Source organism: Escherichia sp. E4702 (genome assembly GCF_963883545.1).
Classification (GTDB): domain Bacteria; phylum Pseudomonadota; class Gammaproteobacteria; order Enterobacterales; family Enterobacteriaceae; genus Escherichia.
Genome location: NZ_CAWORF010000019.1, coordinates 1 through 23,617 on the forward strand (window position 1 = coordinate 1; position 23,617 = coordinate 23,617).

Annotated in this window: 21 protein-coding genes; 13 read left to right on the top strand and 8 right to left on the bottom strand. The window is 52.3% G+C overall.

All coding sequences use genetic code 11. From position 1 onward, the window contains the following. Nucleotides 1–363: 363 nt before the first annotated feature. From clpA to AACU94_RS12205, 3 genes are all read right to left on the bottom strand, one after another. Entirely contained in the window at nt 364–2,640 is a 2,277-nt protein-coding gene (gene clpA / locus AACU94_RS12195) for an ATP-dependent Clp protease ATP-binding subunit ClpA (protein ID WP_135489503.1), read from the bottom strand. Between the two features lie 30 nt (nt 2,641–2,670). Continuing rightward, the gene (clpS, locus tag AACU94_RS12200; RefSeq protein ID WP_000520781.1) at nt 2,671–2,991 is read right to left on the bottom strand and encodes an ATP-dependent Clp protease adapter ClpS; all 321 of its coding nucleotides are present in this window, start codon (nt 2,989–2,991) and stop codon (nt 2,671–2,673) included. A 98-nt stretch (nt 2,992–3,089) separates the two neighbouring features. Continuing rightward, nucleotides 3,090–3,164 (bottom strand): hypothetical protein, encoded by a 75-nt coding sequence (locus AACU94_RS12205; RefSeq protein ID WP_214251107.1) that lies wholly within the window; start codon nt 3,162–3,164, stop codon nt 3,090–3,092. Between the two features lie 149 nt (nt 3,165–3,313). Here AACU94_RS12205 and cspD point away from each other — a divergent pair, with 149 nt between their 5' ends. Further along, nucleotides 3,314–3,538 carry a cold shock-like protein CspD gene (cspD, locus tag AACU94_RS12210; RefSeq protein ID WP_064530179.1) on the top strand — a complete coding sequence of 75 codons (225 nt, stop codon included), beginning with the start codon at nt 3,314–3,316 and terminating at the stop codon, nt 3,536–3,538. Between the two features lie 72 nt (nt 3,539–3,610). On the opposite strand, the gene macB is transcribed toward cspD, so the two are convergent. Further along, the gene (macB, locus tag AACU94_RS12215; RefSeq protein WP_135489504.1) at nt 3,611–5,557 is read right to left on the bottom strand and encodes a macrolide ABC transporter ATP-binding protein/permease MacB; all 1,947 of its coding nucleotides are present in this window, start codon (nt 5,555–5,557) and stop codon (nt 3,611–3,613) included. Beyond that, nucleotides 5,554–6,669, bottom strand: a complete 1,116-nt coding sequence (macA, locus tag AACU94_RS12220; protein WP_135489505.1) for a macrolide transporter subunit MacA — start codon at nt 6,667–6,669, stop codon at nt 5,554–5,556. The genes macB and macA overlap by 4 nt, the downstream gene beginning before the upstream one ends. Before the next feature lie 151 nt (nt 6,670–6,820). Between macA and AACU94_RS12225 the strand changes: the two genes are divergently transcribed. After that, complete coding sequence (locus tag AACU94_RS12225) at nt 6,821–7,777, top strand: VirK/YbjX family protein (protein WP_135405780.1); 957 nt, start codon at nt 6,821–6,823, stop codon at nt 7,775–7,777. Here AACU94_RS12225 and AACU94_RS12230 read toward each other — a convergent pair. Next, a complete protein-coding gene (locus tag AACU94_RS12230; protein WP_130215656.1) occupies nt 7,774–9,432 on the bottom strand; it encodes an ATP-dependent endonuclease in 1,659 nt (552 codons plus the stop codon). The genes AACU94_RS12225 and AACU94_RS12230 overlap by 4 nt on opposite strands. Nucleotides 9,433–9,855: 423 nt before the next feature. Between AACU94_RS12230 and aqpZ the strand changes: the two genes are divergently transcribed. From aqpZ to AACU94_RS12270, 8 genes are all read left to right on the top strand, one after another. Beyond that, complete coding sequence (gene aqpZ / locus AACU94_RS12235) at nt 9,856–10,551, top strand: aquaporin Z (RefSeq protein ID WP_130215654.1); 696 nt, start codon at nt 9,856–9,858, stop codon at nt 10,549–10,551. Between the two features lie 458 nt (nt 10,552–11,009). Beyond that, nucleotides 11,010–11,909, top strand: a complete 900-nt coding sequence (gene lysO / locus AACU94_RS12240; protein WP_130205245.1) for an L-lysine exporter LysO — start codon at nt 11,010–11,012, stop codon at nt 11,907–11,909. 143 nt (nt 11,910–12,052) lie between these two features. Continuing rightward, nucleotides 12,053–13,705 carry a hydroxylamine reductase gene (hcp, locus tag AACU94_RS12245; protein WP_130258197.1) on the top strand — a complete coding sequence of 551 codons (1,653 nt, stop codon included), beginning with the start codon at nt 12,053–12,055 and terminating at the stop codon, nt 13,703–13,705. 11 nt (nt 13,706–13,716) lie between these two features. Next, a complete protein-coding gene (gene hcr, locus AACU94_RS12250; RefSeq protein ID WP_135405726.1) occupies nt 13,717–14,685 on the top strand; it encodes an NADH oxidoreductase in 969 nt (322 codons plus the stop codon). Between the two features lie 132 nt (nt 14,686–14,817). Next, a complete protein-coding gene (poxB, locus tag AACU94_RS12255; protein ID WP_130214717.1) occupies nt 14,818–16,536 on the top strand; it encodes a ubiquinone-dependent pyruvate dehydrogenase in 1,719 nt (572 codons plus the stop codon). Nucleotides 16,537–16,572: 36 nt separating this feature from the next. Beyond that, on the top strand, nt 16,573–17,574 hold the full coding sequence (gene ltaE / locus AACU94_RS12260; protein ID WP_130222137.1) for a low-specificity L-threonine aldolase: 1,002 nt from the start codon (nt 16,573–16,575) through the stop codon (nt 17,572–17,574). A 10-nt stretch (nt 17,575–17,584) separates the two neighbouring features. Further along, the gene (locus AACU94_RS12265) at nt 17,585–19,015 is read left to right on the top strand and encodes an SDR family oxidoreductase (RefSeq protein WP_135489506.1); all 1,431 of its coding nucleotides are present in this window, start codon (nt 17,585–17,587) and stop codon (nt 19,013–19,015) included. A 99-nt stretch (nt 19,016–19,114) separates the two neighbouring features. Next, complete coding sequence (locus AACU94_RS12270; protein WP_135489543.1) at nt 19,115–20,128, top strand: NAD-dependent epimerase/dehydratase family protein; 1,014 nt, start codon at nt 19,115–19,117, stop codon at nt 20,126–20,128. On the opposite strand, the gene amiD is transcribed toward AACU94_RS12270, so the two are convergent. Both amiD and AACU94_RS12280 read right to left on the bottom strand, forming a co-directional pair. Then, the gene (amiD, locus tag AACU94_RS12275) at nt 20,125–20,955 is read right to left on the bottom strand and encodes an N-acetylmuramoyl-L-alanine amidase AmiD (RefSeq protein ID WP_135405728.1); all 831 of its coding nucleotides are present in this window, start codon (nt 20,953–20,955) and stop codon (nt 20,125–20,127) included. The genes AACU94_RS12270 and amiD overlap by 4 nt on opposite strands. Then, nucleotides 20,952–21,275, bottom strand: a complete 324-nt coding sequence (locus tag AACU94_RS12280) for a heavy metal-binding domain-containing protein (RefSeq protein ID WP_001160732.1) — start codon at nt 21,273–21,275, stop codon at nt 20,952–20,954. Before AACU94_RS12280 ends, amiD begins: the two co-directional genes overlap by 4 nt. Nucleotides 21,276–21,400: 125 nt before the next feature. On the opposite strand from AACU94_RS12280, the gene AACU94_RS12285 reads away from it, so the two are divergent. From AACU94_RS12285 to artI, 3 genes are all read left to right on the top strand, one after another. Next, nucleotides 21,401–21,916: a lipoprotein gene (locus AACU94_RS12285; protein WP_130205231.1), complete on the top strand. Its 516-nt coding sequence runs from the start codon at nt 21,401–21,403 to the stop codon at nt 21,914–21,916. Between the two features lie 217 nt (nt 21,917–22,133). Next, nucleotides 22,134–22,862 (top strand): arginine ABC transporter ATP-binding protein ArtP, encoded by a 729-nt coding sequence (gene artP / locus AACU94_RS12290; protein WP_000027211.1) that lies wholly within the window; start codon nt 22,134–22,136, stop codon nt 22,860–22,862. Nucleotides 22,863–22,879: 17 nt separating this feature from the next. Next, nucleotides 22,880–23,611 carry an arginine ABC transporter substrate-binding protein ArtI gene (gene artI, locus AACU94_RS12295; RefSeq protein WP_105454365.1) on the top strand — a complete coding sequence of 244 codons (732 nt, stop codon included), beginning with the start codon at nt 22,880–22,882 and terminating at the stop codon, nt 23,609–23,611. The last annotated feature ends 6 nt before the right edge of the window (nt 23,612–23,617 follow it).

The window sequence follows — 23,617 nt, forward strand, 5'->3', positions numbered from 1 at the left end:
TTTTTCTAAGCTGCCTGTACGGCAGTGAACACTACTGCTGATGCGTTCCAGCGCAGCCTGCTTTTCTAAGCTGCCTGTACGGCAGTGAACAGCGTTTTATCCCACGAAATAATCCCGCGCCATTTCTAAGCTGCCTGTACGGCAGTGAACTCAAATACTACACGTTTAGCCCGTTGTTAATAAAGCAAAACCATCTCATTTTCCTGCTGCCACCCTTTTTTATCCTTACCTTCCAGCAGCACTAATTATCAACAACTTACCATCATCATCAAAAAAAGGGTCTGAACCTCCTCCACCCCATAAATAAAAAGTCCGTAACCCCTGACGAGATTACGGACTTCACCAACCTACTTAACAATCTGATTAATGCGCGGCTTCCGGTTTATGCTTTTGTGCACTCTGGAACCCGTAGGTCAGCTCATTTTTCTCTTTATCCAGCGCGACTGTCACCTGGCCACCATCCACCAGCGAGCCAAACAGCAGTTCGTTGGCGAGCGGTTTTTTCAGGTTATCCTGAATCACTCGTGCCATTGGACGTGCGCCCATCGCCCGATCGTAACCTTTCTCAGCCAGCCAGTTACGCGCTTCCTGGCTCACTTCCAGAGAAACACCTTTCTGATCCAACTGAACCTGCAACTCGACGATAAATTTATCCACCACCTGATGGATCACGTCGGTTGACAGATGATCGAACCAGATAATGTTGTCGAGACGGTTACGGAACTCCGGCGTAAAGATCTTCTTGATCTCTTCCATCGCATCGGTGCTGTTATCCTGCTGGATAAGACCAATCGATTTGCGCTCGGTTTCACGTACCCCGGCGTTGGTGGTCATCACCAGTACCACGTTACGGAAATCGGCCTTGCGCCCGTTGTTATCGGTCAGCGTGCCGTTGTCCATCACCTGCAACAGAATGTTGAATACGTCCGGATGCGCTTTCTCGATTTCGTCCAGCAGCAGCACCGCGTGCGGATGCTTGATGACCGCATCGGTCAGCAGACCGCCCTGATCAAAACCAACGTATCCTGGAGGCGCACCAATCAGACGGCTGACGGTATGGCGTTCCATATACTCGGACATATCAAAGCGCAGAAGCTCAATGCCCAAAGCTTTCGAAAGCTGTACCGTCACCTCGGTTTTCCCGACCCCGGTTGGACCAGCAAACAGGAATGAACCAACTGGTTTATGTTCGTGACCTAAACCCGCACGCGCCATCTTGATGGCCTCGGTAAGCGATTCAATGGCTTTATCCTGACCGAAGACCAGCATTTTCAGGCGATCGCCAAGGTTTTTCAGCGTATCGCGGTCACTCTGAGAAACGCTCTTCTCAGGGATACGTGCAATACGGGCTACCACGGACTCGATATCCGCCACATTCACCGTTTTCTTGCGCTTGCTTACCGGCATCAAACGTGCGCGAGCGCCCGCTTCGTCGATAACGTCAATCGCTTTGTCCGGCAGATGACGATCGTTAATGTATTTCACCGCCAGCTCCACCGCCGCACGCACCGCTTTCGCGGTATAACGCACATCGTGGTGCGCTTCGTACTTCGGTTTCAGGCCATTGATGATTTGCACAGTTTCTTCGATCGACGGTTCAGTAATATCGATTTTCTGGAAGCGACGCGCCAGAGCACGGTCTTTCTCGAAAATGTTGCTGAACTCCTGATAGGTCGTCGATCCAATCACGCGAATTTTACCGCTGGAGAGCAACGGTTTGATCAGGTTGGCTGCATCTACCTGCCCGCCAGACGCTGCGCCCGCGCCAATGATGGTATGGATCTCATCGATAAACAGGATGCTGTTAGTATCCTGTTCCAGCTGCTTGAGCAACGCTTTAAACCGTTTTTCAAAGTCGCCGCGATATTTGGTGCCTGCTAACAGGGAGCCGATATCGAGAGAGTAAATCGTACAGTCAGCCATGATTTCCGGCACATCGCCCTGAACAATTCGCCAGGCAAGACCTTCAGCAATCGCCGTTTTACCGACGCCAGACTCCCCAACCAGCAGCGGGTTGTTTTTACGGCGGCGGCAGAGAACCTGAATGGCGCGCTCCAGTTCCTTCTCACGACCAATCAGCGGGTCAATTCCGCCCACGCGTGCAAGCTGGTTCAGGTTAGTCGTGAAATTCTCCATACGGTCCTCCCCACCAGCTTGTTCTTCACTGCCCGGCTGGTTTCCTGGTTCAGAAGACTGAGATGGCTCGTCTTTACGCGTGCCATGAGAAATAAAGTTCACCACATCAAGACGGCTGACTTCATGTTTGCGCAACAGATACGCCGCCTGCGACTCCTGTTCGCTAAAGATAGCGACCAGAACATTCGCACCGGTAACCTCACTGCGACCGGAGGACTGAACATGGAAGACTGCACGCTGCAATACACGCTGAAAACTCAAGGTCGGCTGCGTGTCGCGCTCCTCTTCACTGGCGGGCAGAACAGGTGTGGTTTGTTCAATAAAGGCTTCCAGTTCCTGACGGAGCGCAACCAGGTCCACGGAACACGCTTCCAGCGCCTCCCGGGCCGATGGGTTACTGAGCAATGCCAGTAACAAGTGCTCGACGGTCATAAACTCATGACGGTGCTCGCGCGCTCTGGCGAAAGCCATGTTTAAACTGAGTTCCAGTTCTTGATTGAGCATAGGCACCTCCCCCAATTTTTATACCTGCATTCAGGCTTTTTCCAGCGTACACAGCAATGGATGCTCGTTCTCCCTTGCGTACTTGTTCACCATCGCCACTTTGGTTTCTGCAACCTCAGCGGTAAAGACTCCGCAAATGGCCTTCCCCTGGTAGTGAACAGCAAGCATCAATTGCGTTGCACGTTCTACATCATAAGAAAAGAATTTTTGTAACACGTCAATAACAAACTCCATTGGAGTGTAATCATCATTGACTAATATCACTTTATACATAGATGGCGGTTTTAGCGCGTCGCGAACTTTTTCTTCCGCCAGTTGATCAAAGTCCAGCCAGTCGTTCGTTTTACCCATTGTCAGTTATCATCTTCGGTTACGGTTACCGGCAGAACGCTCTGCCGCTGACAAGAGCGTATTTGCCTGACCAATCTACTCCACATGATAGATAATTATCATCTATCGTTGGTATAAGCGACATCAGTGACATTACTGTCAATAGCGTTAACTGCTTCAAATTTTTGATGCATACCTACCCCCTGGCCCCTGTCAAACGCTTGACGACTCGCCCCATTTCTCTAAATTGTATTTCAAGAGTTGGCGAGGTTTTGAACTGCCCCCTCTCTGACCCCGGTTTATTCCATCTTACTTGTATAAGATTTGCGAAGGATGTCGAAGCATGGAAAAGGGTACTGTTAAGTGGTTCAACAATGCCAAAGGGTTCGGTTTCATCTGCCCTGAAGGCGGTGGCGAAGATATTTTCGCTCATTATTCCACCATCCAGATGGATGGTTACAGAACGCTAAAAGCTGGACAACCCGTTCAGTTTGATGTCCACCAAGGGCCAAAAGGCAATCACGCCAGTGTTATTGTGCCCGTCGAAGTAGAAGTAGCAGTCGCATAGCTCTTCTGTCTCATTGTGTACATCCTAAAGGCAAAATGCCAGCCCGATCGGCTGGCATTTTTATCTCAAAAATCACTCTCGCGCCAAAGCATCCACTGGATCCAGCCGTGCCGCATTTCGTGCAGGTAGCCAGCCAAATAAAATGCCCGTAACGGTTGAGCATAAAAACGCCAGCAGCAACGCAAGTGGAGAAAAGCCTATCTCCCAGCCGGGTAAAAAAAGCTGTAGGGTGAAGGCAATTAACAGCGACAGCATTATCCCCATCGCGCCGCCCACCAGGCAAACCAGCACGGCTTCAATCAGAAATTGTTGCAGAACATCGCTGGCACGCGCGCCAACAGCCATGCGAATACCAATTTCCCGCGTCCGCTCCGTTACTGACACCAGCATAATATTCATAACGCCAATGCCGCCTACCACCAGCGAAATCACCGCCACCAGCGTCAGAAACAGTTGTAAAGTACGCGTGGTTTTTTCGACTGTTTTCAAGACGCCGTCCATGTTCCAGGTAAAGAAGTCTTTTTTGCCATGGCGCAGCGACAACAAACGGGTGAGTTGTTGTTCCGCTTCGGTGCTGTCATAGCCTTCTTTTACTCTTACAGTGATGGAGTTCAGCCACGACTGGCCCATAACCCGCCCGGACATGGTGCTGTAAGGCAACCAGACACGCAGCACTTTACTGCTACCAAACATCGACTGTTTCTCTTCCGCCACGCCGATGACTCTCGCAGGCATATTACCAACCAGAATGACCTCACCAATCACATCGGCCTTATGCGGGAAAAGCTGGCGGCGGGTGTTACTGTCGAGAACCACCACCTGTGCGCGGCCGTTCAGTTGCTCCTGATTAAAGGTATTCCCTTCGCTGAAGGTCATGCCATAGACATTGAAATAATCGCCGCTCACACCGTTGGCGCTGGCGGCAACATCAACATTGTTATAACGCAGGCGCAGGTTTTGCGAGACGGCGGGCGTGGCAGAGGCGACCCACGGTTGTTTTTGGATGGCGATTAAGTCGTCGTACTTTAGCGCCTGCTGATATTGCGGATCGTCATCGCCAAAATCTTTCCCGGGATAGACATCAATAGTATTCGTACCAATAGAACGAATATCCGCCAGCACCATTTGTTTGGCGGCATCGCCCACCACGACGATAGAAACCACCGACGCAATACCAATAATAATCCCCAGCATGGTCAGTAAGGTGCGCATTTTATTCGCTGCCAGCGCCCGCCACGCCATCGTCAGCGCCTCATTAAAACCACTGACGAACTGCCGCCAGCCAGACGCCGTTTTGACTATCGATTCCGTCCCCGTGGCGGTATTCACCTTTTCAATGGCGGGAGGATTACGCACAATTTCGCCGTCACGAATTTCGATTACCCGCTCGGCCTGAGCAGCGACCTGCGGATCGTGGGTGACGATAATCACCGTATGCCCGCGATCGCGCAGCTGATGCAGGATCGCCATCACCTCTTCGCCAGAATGGCTGTCCAGTGCGCCGGTCGGTTCATCGGCAAGAATTACCTGACCGCCGTTCATCAATGCCCGCGCGATGCTGACGCGCTGTTGCTGACCACCCGAAAGCTGTGCCGGGTAATACTCTGTACGGTCTTCCAGCCCCAGTCGTTGCAGTAACTCCTGGGCGCGAAGCAGCCGCTGTTTCCGCTCAAGACCGGCATAGACGGCGGGTACTTCAACGTTCTGCTCGGCGGTTAAGTGCGAAAGCAAGTGGTAACGCTGGAAAATAAAGCCGAAATGCTCGCGGCGCAGTTGCGCCAGCGCATCGGCGTCCAGCGTGGCAACATCCTGACCGGCGACGCGATAGGTGCCGCTGGTGGCCTTATCCAGACAGCCGAGAATATTCATCAGGGTCGATTTACCAGAGCCCGAAGCACCGACAATTGCCACCATCTCACCTGCATAAATATCCAGGCTGATGCCCTTTAGCACCTCAACCTGCTCGTCTCCAGCAGGATAGCTACGGCGAATATCCTTTAGTTCGAGCAAGGGCGTCATTGTGCAGCTCCTGGTTTGGCCTCACCAATCACCACTTCATCACCCGCTTCCAGACCTTTGACAATCTCAACATCGGTGTCGTTGCGCGCGCCAATCGTCACTTCGCGCTCGCGTATTTCGCCATTACGCAGCAGTTTGATTTTATAACGGTTATCGCCAACCGAATCCCACAGTGCTGACAACGGAATGGTGAGTACGTTTTTCACATCAGTGAGTTGAATGTGGACTTGCGCAGTCATATCCAGCCGCAGTAAACCATTGGGGTTTGGCACTTCAAAACGGGCGTAGTAGAAAATGGCGTCGTTGACCTTTTCTGGCGTCGGCAGCACATCTTTAATCTGCCCCTCGTAGCGCGTCAGCGGATCGCCAAGCACGGTGAACCAGGCTTTTTGACCGGGTTTCAGGTGAATGACATCCGCTTCCGACACTTGCGCTTTTACCAGCATGGTACTCATATCTGCCAGCGTCAGAATGTTTGGCGCTTGTTGTGCGGCAATCACCGTCTGCCCTTGCAGAGTGGTGATTTGCGTAACTTCCCCAGCCATCGGGGCAACGATGCGGGTGTAATCGAGATTCGTTTTCGCCGTGTCGAGTGACGCCTGATTCCGTTTGATTTGCGCATCGATAGTACCTATTTGCGCCTGTTTAACTGCCATCTCCGTCGCTGCGGTGTCAAGATCCTGTTGCGAAACCGCCTGCGTTTGCGCCAGTCGTTGCTGGCGTGAGTATGTCACCCGTGCCAGTTTCAGTTCTGCTTCTGCCTGTTGCCTTTGCGCACGCAGCTCCATCAGTGTCGCTTCCACTTCCTTGATCTGGTTTTCAGCCTGTTCAGGATCAATAACCCCTAAAAGCTGGTCTTTTTTTACTTTATCGCCAATCGCCACCGACAGCGTTTTCAACTGACCGCTGACCTGCGCGCCCACATCAACCTTACGCAGCGCGTCCAGCTTTCCAGTCGCCAGCACGCTTTGCTGCAAATCACCGGGGCGGACAATCAATGTCTGATAAGTCGGCACGGGCGCGTTGAGTGTTCTCCACAACGCAATCAGCGCAGCGATGACTATCACCAGCGCAATAGCGTAACGCTTCTTAAGGTTTTTTCGCTTTTTCATAAATACTCTGAATGCTCCATATGCGCGTACGGGGCTGCCAACTTCAACGAAACATCAACAAAAACCGAAAATTTACGTTAGTAATTATACGATTGATGTTTGGTTAAGATGCCCGATGGTGAAATCGGTGTTACGTATAATCATTGATTTTATGAATATGTCTCAGATCACTGAACGAGCATTTACACCATCTGAATCTCTTAGCAGCATGTCTCTTTTCCTTAATCTGGCAGGGGGTCAGTGGCGGCCGGGTAAATTCTGGCATCGCCGTCGGTTTCGCCAGAAATTTTTGCTGCGCTCTTTGATTATGCCGCGTTTAAGCGTTGAGTGGATGAACGAACTCTCCCACTGGCCTAATCTCAGAACGCTGTTAACGCGTCAGCCGCGCCTGCCGGTTCGCCTGCATCGCCCTTACCTTGCCGTGAATATGACCCGTAAGCAATTGCTGGAGGCGTTACGTTACCATTATGCATTGCTGCGCGCGTGCATGTCGGCGGAAGAGTTCAGCTTATATTTGAACACCCCGGGACTGCAACTTGCGAAGCTGGAAGGAAAAAACGGCGAGCAGTTCACGCTTGAACTGACCATGATGATCTCAATGGATAAGGAAGGTGACAGCACAATTCTGTTCCGCAACAGCGAAGGTATTCCTCTGGCGGAGATCACATTTACACTGTGTGAGTATCAGGGGAAAAGGACGTTATTTATAGGCGGGCTGCAAGGTGCGAAATGGGAAATTCCACACCAACAGATCCAGAATGCGACGAAAGCCTGCCACGGGCTATTTCCCAAACGACTCGTGATGGAAGCGGTCTGCCTCTTCGCCCAACGCTTACAGGTCGAACAAATTATTGCTGTCAGCAATGAAACACATATTTACCGCAGCCTGCGTTATCGCGATAAGGAAGGAAAAATCCATGCTGACTATAACGCGTTCTGGGAATCGGTTGGTGGCGAATGCGATGCCGAGCGGCATTATCGGCTTCCCAATCGAATAGCGCGAAAAGAGATTGCGGATATCGCCAGCAAAAAGCGGGCTGAATACCGTCGACGCTACGAGATGCTTGACGCTATTCAGCCGCAGATGGCAAGGATGTTTTGCGGTTAATCAGCCCGACCGCGCGCCAGCCACAGCACGCGTGAGAACATTTTTTTCAGCAGCGTCGGTACGGAGTCCACACCACGACGTCCGGCCTCCATTGCCACTTCAATGGCAAGGTCGGGCTTGGAAGAGCGATGGATCGCTTTTGAAATAATTTTGCGCAAATTCATCGGCACGTTTTCCGGGATCTGCGCCACGCGATGGAACACGTCGGAAAACCCCTGGCGATACATAAAATGTTCCATATCCAGCGCCGGTAACGTTGTCAAATGTTCACGTTCAGCTTCGCGATCGTTATTCAGCAGGCTGCGCACCGTTGCGGCATATTTCTTCCCGGCTTCATCGCCATCGACCAGCACATGCCACTCAATCCCCATCCGCCGGGCAAATTTCACCAGTGGTTTTAGCCCGGACTGGGCAAACTCAATGACCTTAATCCCTTCGGCATCGAAATGGTGTCCACACTGGCGCGCCAGTTCGTTGATAACCCAGGTTTCTGTTTCCCCTTCCACCAGCAGCCAGCAGCGAGCAAACAGCGATGACGGACGATTAAAACGAATGTGAAAAGAGATGCGGCGGCTGTCTTCGGTGCTCAAGCCACTTGGCCCCAGACGCCAGGCGGCAACACGAGAAGATTCACGCACCAGGCGGCAAACATGTTCCACTGGAGTTAACGAAAGCAGCTCGCCAGAGTTGGTGGTAGCAATACGTTGTAAAGGCAAAAGATTCAACAGATGCCAGGCAACGGAAAGCATAATCGGATGCAGGCGGGTTTCTGGATCTTCAATTAGCAATAACGGACGCGCGTCTTTATCCAGTCGCAATGTCCCTTTTGCCTGCAATAAAGTGGCAAACAGGCCGAGTAAAATGACCCGATACGAACGCCCCCCTGGTCTGTCAATCATCCGGTTGATGATATCGAGGTAACGCCAGCTCCGTTGCTCATTGCTGGCTCGCCGACGCATTAAGCGATATCTCGCCTGCCCGGCCCCTTGCTCCGAGAAATAATGCTCAAGCAGTTGCACCATTGCCGAAAGCCCCTGGCGAATCTGCCCATCGGAGAGATTTTGCGGGTGTGAGGATAACTCGCGGGCGAGAAAATCCAACTGGCGCGCGGTGACTTCCACATTGGGTACATTTGGTACAGTTCCATTGCGAATGCGGCGCATAAAACGGGCGTCGCGCAAACGCAGAACCGGCATTAAACGCACCAGATGACGCGCCTGATCGTTAATATCTTCGACATCAATCGGATGACCGTCTTTATCAAGAAAGCTGCGTAACGTCATCACGCTACCGTCTTCCGCACTTTCCCCTTCCAGGCGATAAAAAATGCGGTGATAACCATCAGTACAGGGCGTCCAGCATGCTTCAAGCGGGCGATAACGGCGTACACGATGCCGTCCAGGCAGCGATTCGCGAAAAGTCAGAATGATATGCAGATGGTGTTCCCGACCATTGATATCACCTGGCGGAAACCAGAAATCATCGCGTTCAAAATGGTAGAGATCTGACTCTGGTGATAACAGCAGGGTTAAGGCGTCCAGCAAGCTGGATTTACCCCACGCGTTCTCCCCAATCAGGACGTTGTTTTGCTCCAGCATCAATGACAATCGGTTGATACCGCGAAAGCCCACAATTTCAACGCGCTCAAGAATCATATCCCCTCCAGAAATATGTTACTCATCCTTTACTCTGGCAGTATAACGGGAAAGGCCGAGACAATACGTGACGACATCACAATTAAGCATGGCAAATGTCTGAAAAATGAGCGAATAATTGTGTTATACGTCTTCATGTTGTCTCTCATTAAAAAACAATAAAATCAAATAATTAACCTTGTAAATTATTTTTATTACCTCCAAAGGCTTATTTCAGCCGTTTGCACTACACTGTCAATCAGGCAAATGACTATATGGGGGAACTTACTGTTGCCCTAAATCAAAATTACTGGATTTATTTATCTGGCGAATGGCTCGACTTCGTTTTTAAAATACCGATGCATTATTTCTGTCGTCATTTTTTACGACGACCCTATAAAACGACCATATTTTTCACAGGGTCAATTTTTAATTGAGGTGGATATGTTCAGAAAATTAGCAGCTGAATGTTTTGGTACTTTCTGGCTTGTATTTGGTGGCTGCGGTAGCGCCGTGCTGGCGGCAGCGTTCCCGGAATTAGGCATTGGCTTTGCCGGTGTCGCGCTGGCGTTTGGTTTGACTGTACTGACGATGGCCTTCGCTGTCGGTCATATCTCCGGTGGCCACTTTAACCCGGCGGTCACTATTGGTTTATGGGCTGGTGGCCGTTTCCCGGCAAAAGAAGTCGTTGGTTACGTGGTAGCCCAGGTTGTCGGTGGTATTGTTGCGGCGGCACTGCTGTATTTAATCGCCAGCGGTAAAGCTGGGTTTGACGCAGCGGCCAGCGGCTTTGCTTCTAACGGTTATGGCGAGCATTCACCGGGCGGCTATTCCATGCTTTCTGCACTGGTGGTTGAACTGGTATTGAGTGCCGGTTTCTTGCTGGTGATCCACGGTGCAACTGACAAATACGCGCCGGCAGGCTTTGCGCCGATCGCGATTGGTCTGGCGTTAACCTTGATTCACTTAATCAGTATTCCGGTGACTAACACTTCCGTTAACCCGGCGCGCAGCACCGCGGTTGCCATCTTCCAGGGCGGCTGGGCGTTAGAACAGCTGTGGTTCTTCTGGGTAGTGCCAATTGTCGGCGGTATTATCGGTGGTCTGATTTACCGGACCCTGCTGGAAAAACGCGATTAATTAGCATTGGCATTTTATCTGCCCTGATTGTTTTATCATCGACGTTACAAACCGCACGGGTGTTGGTGGCGTCAAAATCGCTGAAGCGTTCCCCGAAGGCCGGGGCAGCCCACATGGATGTGGGCTGAGGGCGCGTCTTACAGGGACGTTACCTCGCGCCCGACCCGGTAGCCGAAGGGGATAAGCTGAAGGTACCGCGCAGCGGCGATTTTGTTCGCCAGAGCCCGGGGGTGCAGGGGGCGGCGGCGATTGGCCGGCCCCCTGCGTGCTCCCTGCGCCAGTGACTTTATATGGCATTGCACATGAAAGGAGCGCAACAATGCTAAACACTCATAGAGAATTAAAAATCCCCCTCTGATGCATAACATTTCCTTTTAATTGCAACTTTACTCGTCCTTCCGCTTTCAGTAGTGTGTCATCGCGCATTTCGACTTCTTCTTTGCAAGGACTGGGTTTTCATGTTTTCTGGGCTGTTAATCATTCTGGTTCCCCTGATTGTGGGTTACCTCATTCCACTTCGCCAAAAAGCTGCGTTAAAACGCATTAATCAGCTATTAAGCTGGATGGTTTACCTCATTCTCTTTTTTATGGGTATCAGTCTGGCGTTTCTCGATAATCTCGCCAGTAACCTGTTGGCGATTCTGCATTATTCCGCTGTCAGTATTACCATTATTTTACTGTGCAATATTGTCGCCTTGCTGTGGCTGGAACGCGGTTTGCCGTGGCGCAATAGCCACCAGCAAGAGAAATTGCCGTCGCGTATTGCGATGGCACTGGAATCGCTGAAACTGTGTGGCGTCGTGGTGATTGGTTTTGCTATTGGCCTTAGCGGATTAGGTTTTTTACAGCACGCGACCGAAGCCAGCGAATACACGTTAATTCTGCTACTTTTCCTCGTCGGTATTCAGTTGCGCAATAATGGCATGACCTTAAAGCAGATTGTCCTTAATCGCCGGGGAATGATTGTCGCCGTGGTGGTGGTTGCCAGTTCTTTAATTGGCGGTTTAATTAACGCCTTTATTCTTGATCTCCCCATCAATACCGCACTGGCAATGGCCTCCGGTTTCGGCTGGTATTCTCTTTCCGGTATTTTGTTGACCGAATCTTTTGGTCCGGTAATCGGGAGCGCGGCGTTCTTCAATGATTTAGCGCGTGAGTTGATCGCCATTATGTTGATCCCTGGCCTGATTCGCCGTAGCCGCTCTACTGCACTGGGCTTATGCGGTGCCACATCAATGGATTTCACCCTGCCCGTTCTTCAGCGTACAGGTGGGCTGGATATGGTCCCGGCAGCGATTGTTCACGGTTTTATTCTCAGCCTGTTAGTGCCGATCCTCATCGCCTTTTTCTCCGCATAATACCTCTCCGGCGGTAGATCCCTGCCGCCAAAATTGCGCTAAATCAATCTCCCTTAAAGTTGCATGAAAAATCCCTTTTATCCCCGCGTTAAGCGTCTTAACCTTAAACATGTATATTAAATATAACTTTAAAAGGTGTGATCATGTTTTGTGTGCAATGTGAACAAACTATCCGTACTCCGGCAGGAAACGGCTGCTCATACGCGCAGGGGATGTGTGGTAAAACGGCGGAAACCTCTGACCTTCAGGATTTACTCATCGCGGCGCTGCAAGGGCTTTCGGCCTGGGCTGTAAAAGCGCGTGAATACGGCATTATCAACCACGATGTAGACAGCTTCGCGCCGCGCGCATTTTTCTCAACCCTGACCAACGTTAACTTCGATTCTCCGCGTATTGTCGGCTACGCTCGTGAAGCGATTGCCCTGCGCGAGGCGCTGAAAGCGCAATGCCTGGCTGTAGATGCCAACGCCTGCGTCGATAACCCGATGGCTGACCTGCAACTGGTGAGCGATGATCTCGGCGAACTGCAACGTCAGGCAGCAGAATTTACCCCTAACAAAGATAAAGCGGCGATTGGCGAAAACATTCTCGGCCTGCGTCTGCTGTGCCTGTATGGCCTGAAAGGTGCGGCGGCCTATATGGAACACGCCCACGTTCTCGGTCAATACGACAACGATATTTATGCCCAGTACCATAAAATCATGGCGTGGCTGGGGACCTGGCCTGCCGATATGAACGCGCTTCTTGAGTGTTCAATGGAAATCGGCCAGATGAACTTCAAAGTGATGAGCATTCTGGATGCAGGCGAAACCGGTAAATACGGTCACCCGACCCCAACCCAGGTCAACGTCAAAGCGACGGCGGGTAAATGCATTCTGATTTCCGGTCACGATCTCAAAGATCTCTACAACCTGCTGGAACAGACTGAAGGCACGGGCGTTAATGTCTACACCCACGGCGAAATGCTGCCTGCCCACGGCTACCCGGAGTTGCGTAAATTCAAGCATCTGGTCGGTAACTACGGCAGCGGCTGGCAGAATCAGCAAGTGGAGTTCGCTCGTTTCCCTGGCCCCATCGTGATGACCTCGAACTGCATCATCGACCCAACCGTAGGCGCTTATGACGATCGTATCTGGACCCGCAGCATCGTTGGCTGGCCGGGTGTGCGTCATCTGGATGGCGAAGATTTCTCTGCGGTCATTGCCCAGGCGCAACAAATGGCGGGCTTCCCGTACAGCGAAATTCCGCACCTGATCACCGTGGGCTTTGGCCGCCAGACGCTGCTTGGCGCAGCCGATACGCTGATTGATCTGGTGAGCCGTGAAAAACTGCGTCATATCTTCCTGCTTGGTGGCTGTGACGGCGCACGCGGCGAGCGTCACTACTTCACCGATTTCGCCACCAGCGTGCCGGATGACTGCCTGATCCTGACTCTCGCCTGTGGTAAATATCGCTTTAACAAACTTGAGTTTGGCGATATCGAAGGTCTGCCGCGTCTGGTGGATGCCGGTCAGTGTAACGATGCTTACTCAGCAATTATTCTGGCGGTAACGCTGGCAGAAAAACTGGGCTGCGGTGTCAACGATCTGCCGCTGTCGCTGGTGCTCTCCTGGTTTGAACAGAAAGCGATTGTCATTCTGCTGACGCTGCTTTCTCTGGGCGTGAAAAATATCGTCACCGGCCCGACTGCACCTGGTTTCCTGACACCAGATCTGCTGGCGGTGCTGAACGAGAAATTCGGCCTGCGTTCTATCACCACTGTTGAAGAAGACATGAAGCAACTGTTGAGCGCGTAAGGAGTTTGTCGATGACGATGCCAACGAATCAATGCCCGTGGCGGATGCAGGTTCATCACATTACGCAAGAAACGCCGGATGTGTGGACGATTTCCCTGATTTGCCACGATTACTACCCATATCGCGCCGGGCAATATGCGCTGGTCAGCGTGCGTAACTCAGCAGAAACGCTGCGTGCTTACACCATTTCCTCCACGCCAGGCGTGAGTGAATACATCACACTGACCGTGCGGCGGATTGATGACGGTGTTGGCTCCCAGTGGCTGACCCGCGATGTAAAACGCGGTGACTATCTCTGGCTTTCGGACGCGATGGGGGAATTTACCTGCGACGATAAAGCAGAAGATAAATTCCTGTTACTGGCGGCAGGCTGCGGCGTTACGCCAATTATGTCGATGCGTCGCTGGCTGGCGAAGAACCGTCCGCAGGCCGATGTGCAGGTGATCTACAACGTACGTACGCCGCAGGATGTAATTTTCGCCGATGAGTGGCGTCATTATCCGGTAACACTGGTGGCGGAAAATAACGTTACCGAGGGGTTCGTTGCCGGACGCCTGACTCGTGAACTGCTGGCAAGCGTTCCTGATTTAGCCTCACGTACCGTGATGACTTGTGGTCCGGCACCGTATATGGATTGGGTGGAACAGGAAGTGAAGGCGCTCGGCGTGACGCGTTTCTTTAAAGAGAAATTCTTTACGCCAGTGGCGGAAGCGGCAACCAGCGGTCTGAAATTCACCAAACTGCAACCGGCGCAAGAATTTTACGCTCCGGTTGGCACCACGCTGCTGGAGGCGCTGGAAAGCAATAACGTTCCGGTTGTCGCCGCCTGCCGCGCGGGTGTTTGCGGCTGCTGTAAGACGAAAGTGGTTTCCGGTGAATATACGGTGAGCAGCACAATGACGCTGACCGACGCCGAAATCGCCGAAGGTTACGTACTGGCCTGCTCCTGCCATCCGCAGGGGGATTTGGTTCTCGCGTAATCACCTTATGCCCGATGATATTCCTGTCATCGGGCTGTTTAACCGTTAGTGCCTCCTTTTTCTCCCATCCCTTCCCCCTCCGTCAGATGAACTAAACTTGTTACCGTTATCACATTCAGGAGACGGAAAACCATGAAACAAACGGTTGCAGCTTATATCGCCAAAACACTCGAATCAGCAGGCGTAAAACGCATCTGGGGAGTCACGGGCGACTCTCTGAACGGTCTTAGTGACAGTCTTAATCGCATGGGCACTATCGAGTGGATGCCTACCCGCCATGAAGAAGTGGCTGCCTTTGCCGCTGGCGCTGAAGCACAACTTTCAGGAGAACTGGCGGTCTGCGCCGGATCGTGCGGCCCCGGCAACCTGCACTTAATCAACGGCCTGTTCGATTGCCACCGTAATCACGTTCCGGTACTGGCGATTGCCGCCCATATCCCTTCCAGCGAAATTGGCAGCGGCTATTTTCAGGAAACCCACCCGCAAGAGTTATTCCGCGAATGTAGTCACTATTGCGAGCTGGTTTCCAGCCCGGAGCAGATCCCACAAGTGCTGGCGATTGCCATGCGCAAAGCGGTGCTAAACCGTGGCGTTTCCGTTGTCGTGTTACCGGGCGACGTGGCGTTAAAACCTGCGCCAGAAGGGGCAACCACGCACTGGTATCATGCACCACAGCCAGTCATAACACCGGAAGAAGAAGAGTTACGCAAACTGGCGCAACTGCTGCGTTACTCCAGCAATATCGCCCTGATGTGTGGTAGCGGCTGCGCGGGGGCGCATAAAGAGTTAGTTGAGTTTGCCGGGAAAATTAAAGCACCTATTATTCATGCCCTGCGCGGTAAAGAACATGTCGAATACGATAATCCGTATGATGTCGGAATGACGGGATTAATCGGCTTCTCGTCAGGTTTTCACACTATGATGAATGCCGACACCTTAGTGCTGCTCGGCACACAATTTCCCTACCGCGCCTTCTACCCGACCGATGCCAAAATTATTCAGATTGATATCAACCCAGCCAGCATCGGCGCGCATAGCAAGGTAGATATGGCGCTGGTCGGCGATATCAAATCAACCCTGCGCGCATTGCTGCCACTGGTGGAAGAAAAAACCGATCGCAAGTTTCTGGATAAAGCGCTGGAAGATTACCGCGATGCCCGTAAAGGGCTGGACGATTTAGCTAAACCGAGCGAGAAAGCCATTCACCCGCAATATCTGGCGCAGCAAATTAGTCACTTTGCCGCCGATGACGCCATCTTTACCTGTGACGTTGGCACACCTACGGTATGGGCGGCACGTTATCTGAAAATGAACGGCAAGCGTCGCCTGTTAGGTTCGTTTAACCACGGTTCGATGGCTAACGCCATGCCGCAGGCGCTGGGCGCGCAGGCAAGCGAGCCAGAACGCCAGGTGGTCGCCATGTGCGGCGATGGCGGTTTTAGCATGTTGATGGGCGATTTCCTCTCAGTAGTGCAAATGAAGCTACCAGTGAAAATTATAGTCTTTAACAACAGCGTACTGGGCTTTGTGGCGATGGAGATGAAAGCTGGTGGCTATTTGACTGACGGCACCGAACTACACGACACCAACTTTGCCCGCATTGCCGAAGCGTGCGGCATTACGGGTATTCGCGTGGAAAAAGCCGCTGAAGTCGATGAAGCCCTGCAACGCGCTTTCTCCATCGACGGTCCGGTGCTGGTGGATGTGGTGGTTGCCAAAGAAGAATTAGCCATTCCGCCGCAGATCAAACTCGAACAGGCAAAAGGTTTTAGTCTGTATATGCTGCGCGCAATCATCAGTGGACGCGGCGATGAAGTAATCGAACTGGCGAAAACGAACTGGCTAAGGTAAAAAGGGTGGCATTTCCCGTCATAATAAGGACATGCCATGATTGATTTACGCAGTGATACCGTTACCCGACCGAGCCGCGCCATGCTCGAAGCGATGATGGCCGCCCCGGTTGGGGACGACGTTTACGGAGACGACCCTACCGTTAATGCTCTGCAGGACTATGCGGCAGAGCTTTCCGGTAAAGAAGCCGCCATTTTTCTGCCTACCGGCACTCAGGCCAACCTGGTCGCTCTGCTCAGTCACTGCGAACGCGGCGAAGAGTATATTGTCGGTCAGGCCGCGCATAACTATCTGTTTGAAGCCGGTGGCGCAGCAGTGCTGGGCAGTATTCAACCGCAACCCATCGATGCTGACGCCAACGGCACGTTACCGCTGGATAAAGTGGCGATGAAAATCAAACCCGACGATATTCACTTCGCCCGCACCAAATTGCTCAGTCTCGAAAACACCCACAACGGCAAAGTGCTGCCGCGTGAATACCTGAAAGAAGCATGGGAATTTACCCGTGAGCGCAATCTGGCGCTGCATGTTGACGGTGCGCGCATCTTTAACGCCATCGTGGCTTATGGCTGCGAACTGAAAGAAATCACGCAATATTGTGATTCGTTCACCATTTGTCTGTCGAAAGGTCTTGGTACGCCAGTCGGTTCATTACTGGTCGGTAACCGTGACTACATTAAACGTGCCATCCGCTGGCGGAAAATGACTGGCGGCGGGATGCGCCAGTCCGGGATTCTGGCAGCCGCCGGGATGTATGCGCTGAAAAATAACGTCGCACGCTTGCAGGAAGACCACGATAACGCCGCCTGGATGGCGGAGCAGCTGCGTGAAGCAGGCGCGGATGTGATGCGTCAGGACACCAATATGCTGTTTGTTCGCGTCGGGGAAGAAAATGCTGCCGCGTTAGGCGAATACATGAAAGCGAGAAACGTACTGATTAACGCCTCGCCGATTGTCCGCCTGGTGACGCATCTCGACGTCTCGCGCGAGCAACTGGCTGAAGTCGCCGCCCACTGGCGCGCATTCCTGGCGCGTTAAGGAGAGAGACGTGCCGCAACGCATTTTAGTTCTCGGTGCCAGTGGCTACATTGGTCAGCATCTGGTGCGCACACTCAGCCAGCAAGGGCATCAGATCCTGGCGGCGGCACGTCATGTCGACAGGCTTGCAAAGCTGCAACTGGCAAACGTCAGTTGCCATAAAATCGATCTCAGCTGGCCGGATAATCTTCCGGCCCTGTTGCAGGATATCGATACGGTCTATTTTCTGGTGCACAGCATGGGCGAAGGCGGCGATTTTATCGCTCAGGAGCGTCAGGTGGCTCTCAACGTCCGTGATGCGCTGCGCGAAGTGCCAGTTAAGCAATTAATCTTTCTCAGCTCGTTGCAGGCTCCGCCACATGAGCAGTCGGATCATCTGCGCGCCCGTCAGGCCACGGCGGATATTTTGCGTGAAGCCGGTGTGCCGATTACTGAATTGCGGGCCGGAATTATCGTTGGTGCAGGTTCTGCGGCGTTTGAAGTGATGCGCGATATGGTTTACAACCTGCCAGTGTTAACACCGCCACGCTGGGTCCGTTCACGCACCACGCCTATTGCGCTGGAAAACCTGCTGCACTATCTGGTGGCACTGTTAGATCATCCGGCCTGCGAACATCGGGTCTTCGAAGCCGCCGGGCCAGAGGTGCTCAGTTATCAACAACAATTTGAACATTTTATGACCGTGAGTGGTAAGCGCCGCTGGTTGATCCCCATCCCCTTTCCCACCCGCTGGATTTCGGTGTGGTTTCTCAATGTGATTACTTCCGTACCGCCCACCACCGCCAAAGCGTTGATTCAGGGGCTGAAACACGATCTGCTGGCAGATGACACCGCGTTACGTGCACTCATTCCACAACCGCTGATCGCTTTCGATGATGCGGTACGTCGCACATTGAAAGAGGAAGAAAAACTGGTCAACTCCAGCGACTGGGGATACGACGCGCAGGCTTTTGCTCGCTGGCGACCGGAATACGGTTACTTCGCTAAACAAGCCGGTTTTACGGTTAAAACATCCGCCAGCCTTCAGGCGCTATGGCGGGTAGTCAATCAAATCGGCGGTAAAGAACGTTATTTCTTTGGCAATATTTTGTGGCAGACCCGTGCGCTGATGGACCGCGCGATCGGTCATAAACTGGCGAAAGGTCGCCCTGAGCGGGAATATTTGCAGACGGGCGATGCGGTAGATAGCTGGAAAGTGATTGTCGTTGAAGCGGAAAAACAACTTACGTTGTTATTTGGTATGAAAGCACCGGGACTGGGGCGGCTTTGTTTTACGCTGGAGGATAAAGGCAACTACCGCACCATAGACGTTCGCGCTTTCTGGCATCCGCACGGCATGCCAGGTCTGTTTTACTGGCTTTTCATGATCCCTGCACATCTGTTTATTTTTCGCGGTATGGCAAAACGAATTGCCAGACTTGCAGAACAAATCACAGATTAATCGAAAAAAACCTGCGTGATTCTTTCATGTTTCCCATTGCATCAAGGGGGAAATCACGAAAGAATGCGCACGTCGACTTATCAACAACAGTGGAATGATATGAAGGTACTGGTTACCGGCGCAACCAGCGGCTTAGGTCGAAACGCGGTTGAATTTTTATGCCGGAAAGGCATCAGCGTGAGAGCGACCGGTCGCAACGAAGCGATGGGCAAATTGCTGGAAAAACTGGGCGCAGAGTTTGTCCGGGCGGATCTGACCGAACTTGTCTCATCGCAGGCTAAAGTGATGCTCGCAGGCATTGATACGCTGTGGCACTGCTCCAGCTTTACTTCGCCGTGGGGAACGCAGCAGGCTTTCGACCTGGCCAACGTTCGCGCTACGCGTCGCCTGGGCGAATGGGCTGTTGCCTGGGGAGTGCGTAACTTTATTCATATCTCTTCCCCCTCCCTGTACTTCGATTATCACCATCATCGCGATATTAAAGAAGATTTTCGCCCTCACCGCTTCGCTAACGAGTTTGCCCGCAGCAAAGCTGCCAGCGAAGAAGTGATTAATATGCTTTCGCAGGCGAATCCACAAACGCGCTTTACTATTCTGCGCCCACAGAGTCTGTTCGGACCGCACGATAAAGTGTTCATCCCCCGCCTGGCGCATATGATGCACCACTACGGCAGCATTCTGTTACCGCACGGCGGCAGTGCGCTGGTCGATATGACCTACTACGAAAATGCCGTGCATGCCATGTGGCTGGCGAGCCAGGAAAACTGCGACAAACTGCCGTCCGGCAGGGCATACAACATTACCAATGGTGAGCATCGTACACTGCGCAGCATCGTGCAGAAGCTCATCGACGAACTGAATATTGATTGCCGTATTCGTTCAATTCCCTACCCGATGCTGGATATGATCGCCCGCAGCATGGAGCGTTTAGGCCGCAAGTCAGCGAAAGAGCCGCCGCTAACCCACTACGGCGTCTCCAAGTTGAATTTTGACTTTACGCTGGATATTACGCGTGCACAGGAAGAGTTAGGTTATCAGCCTGTCATCACGCTGGATGAAGGTATAGAGAAAACTGCCGCCTGGTTACGCGACCACGGAAAACTGCCGCGCTAATCCTGACCGTATTTCTCCAGCAACGCTTGTGCAATTGCCAGAGTTTCTGCATCCGCTTCGCCGTTATATAACGTCGGGCGGAAGTGCATCTGGAAAGCCATAATCACTCGTTGCTGTTCGCCAGGCGTCATTTCTGGTTTCACGTCATAGCCGTAACGGGCCAACAGTTCCAGCAATGAGGCGGTATCTACCGGTGTGTGCGGCGCGCGCCCGGCAAGATAAAAGTTCACCCGCTGCGCATCAGGCCAGGCACCAATCCCCTCTTGTGCCAGTTGCTGCCACGGAAATAATGGTCCGGGATCATCTTTGCGCTGCGGCGCAATATCTGCATGAGCCACCACATTTTCCGGTTTGATGTGATAGCGGGCGATAATATCCTTCGCCAGTGGAATAAGCGCCTGAATTTGTGTCGGCTCAAACGGGGCAAAATATTTCACTCCCGCCGATTTCTGCCAGCCACGGTTTTCCAGCTCAATGCCAATAGAGGTGTCGTTAAGGCGCGTAGCCCCGCGCCAGGCGCTAATCCCCGCATGCCAGGCCAGTTCCTGTTCCGGTACCAGTTGCCAGATACGCGGCTTGCCGTTGTAAAGTGGTGGCTCGGCAGGAACCAGATAATGCGAACTTACGTGCTTATCGGTCAGTGTCGCCAGTGACGTATCAAAGTCCTCTGCGGTGTAGTGGATCACCAGCACTTTAATGCGCGGATACGCCGCCTGCGCCTGGCGTCGGGTATCAAGCTGGTATCCCTCTTTCTCGACAATGCCTTTTTCGCCTGCACACCCAGCCAGGAATAAAGCGGCGGCAACCAGCCAGAAGACTCTGCTCATCGACGCGTTTTCACCGCCGTTCCGCTAACGCTAACCATCAGCATACTGCCGTTTTGCCCGACCGTTTCGTAGTCGATATCAATGCCGACCACGGCGTCAGCCCCCAGCGCTCGCGCCTGCTCACCAAGTTCCTCAAAGGCTATCTCCCGCGCTTTACGCAGTTCTTTTTCATACGCACCGGAACGTCCGCCAACGATATCGCGGATACCGGCAAAGAAATCGCGAAAAATGTTAGCGCCTAAAATCGCTTCGCCGGTCACCACGCCGCAATATTCAACGATGGTCTGGCCTTCAAGTGTTGGGGTTGTGGAAAATTGCATGATCGATCTCCTTGTTTGCTAAGCCTTCGATCTTCAAAGCATTATCGGACTGATACGCTATTATTGAAAGGATATCATTATTATCGTAGAACGCTTTCAAGGTGTTCGCTTATAAGGAAATCATTATGCGCTACAGCAAATTGACTATGCTTATCCCTTGCGCACTGTTACTCAGTGCTTGTACCACCGTCACGCCTGCCTATAAAGATAATGGCCCCCGTACGGGATCTTGCGTTCAGGGCGGACCTGACAGCGTGGCCCAGCAGTTTTATGATTACCGCATTTCGCACCGCAGTAACGACATTACCGCTCTGCGTCCATATTTAAGTGACAAACTGGCAACTTTGCTGAGCAATGCCAGCCGCGATAACAGCCATCGCGAATTATTAAGCAGCGATCCGTTCTCCAGTCGCACCACTTTGCCTGACAGCGCACAAGTTGCCAGCGCCTCGACCATCCCAAATCGCGATGCGCGCAATATTCCGCTGCGGGTGAATCTGAAACAAGGCGACCAGAGCTGGCAGGATGAAGTGTTGATGATTCAGGAAGGACAGTGTTGGGTGATCGACGATGTGCGCTATTTAGGTGGCAGCGTACACGCACCTGCCGGCACTCTGCGCCAGTCCGTTGAGAACCGCTAAAACCTTGATTAAATGATAACCCCCATAAATTGTCTGGCATTCTGTGAAGAATGCCGACATTTATGCTCGCCGCCCTTCGCCGCCGTTATTTTGTGCTATGTTTATTGAATAATGCGCTTTGCTTTTAACTTTTAAAGCAGAAATATTGCATAATTATTCTGTCAAAGGTACTATCTTCGACTTCAATAGCTATCCGACTGCCAGTATACGAGTGTCAATGAGTATTCAATTAAACGGCATTAATTGCTTCTACGGCGCGCATCAGGCGCTGTTCGATATCACGCTGGATTGCCCGCAAGGCGAAACGCTGGTGTTACTTGGCCCCAGCGGCGCGGGGAAAAGCTCGCTGCTGCGTGTACTCAATCTGCTAGAGATGCCGCGCTCCGGTACGCTCAACATCGCAGGCAACCATTTCGATTTCACTAAAACACCATCTGACAAAGCGATCCGCGAGCTGCGTCGTAACGTCGGGATGGTGTTTCAGCAATACAACCTATGGCCGCATCTGACGGTACAGCAAAACCTGATTGAAGCGCCCTGCCGCGTGCTGGGGTTGAGTAAAGATCAGGCGCTGGCCCGTGCAGAAAAACTGCTGGAACGTCTGCGTCTCAAACCTTATAGCGATCGTTACCCGCTGCACCTTTCTGGTGGTCAGCAGCAACGTGTCGCTATCGCCCGCGCGCTGATGATGGAACCGCAGGTACTGCTGTTTGATGAACCGACCGCCGCGCTGGATCCGGAAATTACCGCACAAATCGTCAGCATTATTCGTGAGCTGGCGGAAACGAATATTACCCAGGTGATCGTCACCCACGAAGTTGAAGTGGCGCGTAAAACCGCCAGCCGTGTGGTGTATATGGAAAACGGTCACATTGTAGAACAAGGCGATGCGAGCTGCTTTACCGAGCCGCAAACCGAAGCATTTAAAAACTATCTCTCTCACTAAGATTCGGGATAACAACAATGAAAAAAGTTCTGATTGCCGCGCTAATTGCAGGTTTTAGTCTTTCCGCCACAGCTGCCGAAACCATTCGTTTTGCTACCGAAGCCTCTTATCCTCCGTTTGAATCGATGGATGCGAATAACCAGATCGTCGGTTTCGACGTCGACCTGGCGCAGGCGCTGTGTAAAGAGATTGATGCGACCTGTACTTTCTCTAACCAGGCGTTTGACAGCCTGATCCCAAGCCTGAAATTCCGCCGCGTGGAAGCTGTGATGGCGGGGATGGATATCACCCCGGAGCGTGAAAAGCAGGTGCTGTTTACCACGCCGTACTATGACAACTCCGCACTGTTTGTGGGTCAGCAGGGTAAATACACCAGCGTTGATCAGCTGAAAGGCAAAAAAGTCGGCGTTCAGAACGGGACGACGCACCAGAAGTTCATTATGGATAAGCATCCGGAAATCACCACAGTTCCGTATGACAGCTACCAGAACGCAAAACTGGATCTGCAAAACGGTCGTATCGACGGCGTATTCGGTGACACCGCTGTGGTCACCGAATGGCTGAAAGATAACCCGAAACTGGCGGCAGTGGGCGACAAAGTGACCGACAAAGATTACTTCGGCACTGGCCTCGGCATTGCGGTACGTCAGGGCAACACTGAACTGCAGCAGAAATTCAACACTGCGCTGGAAAAAGTGAAGAAAGATGGCACTTACGAAACCATCTACAACAAATGGTTCCAGAAGTAATTCCTG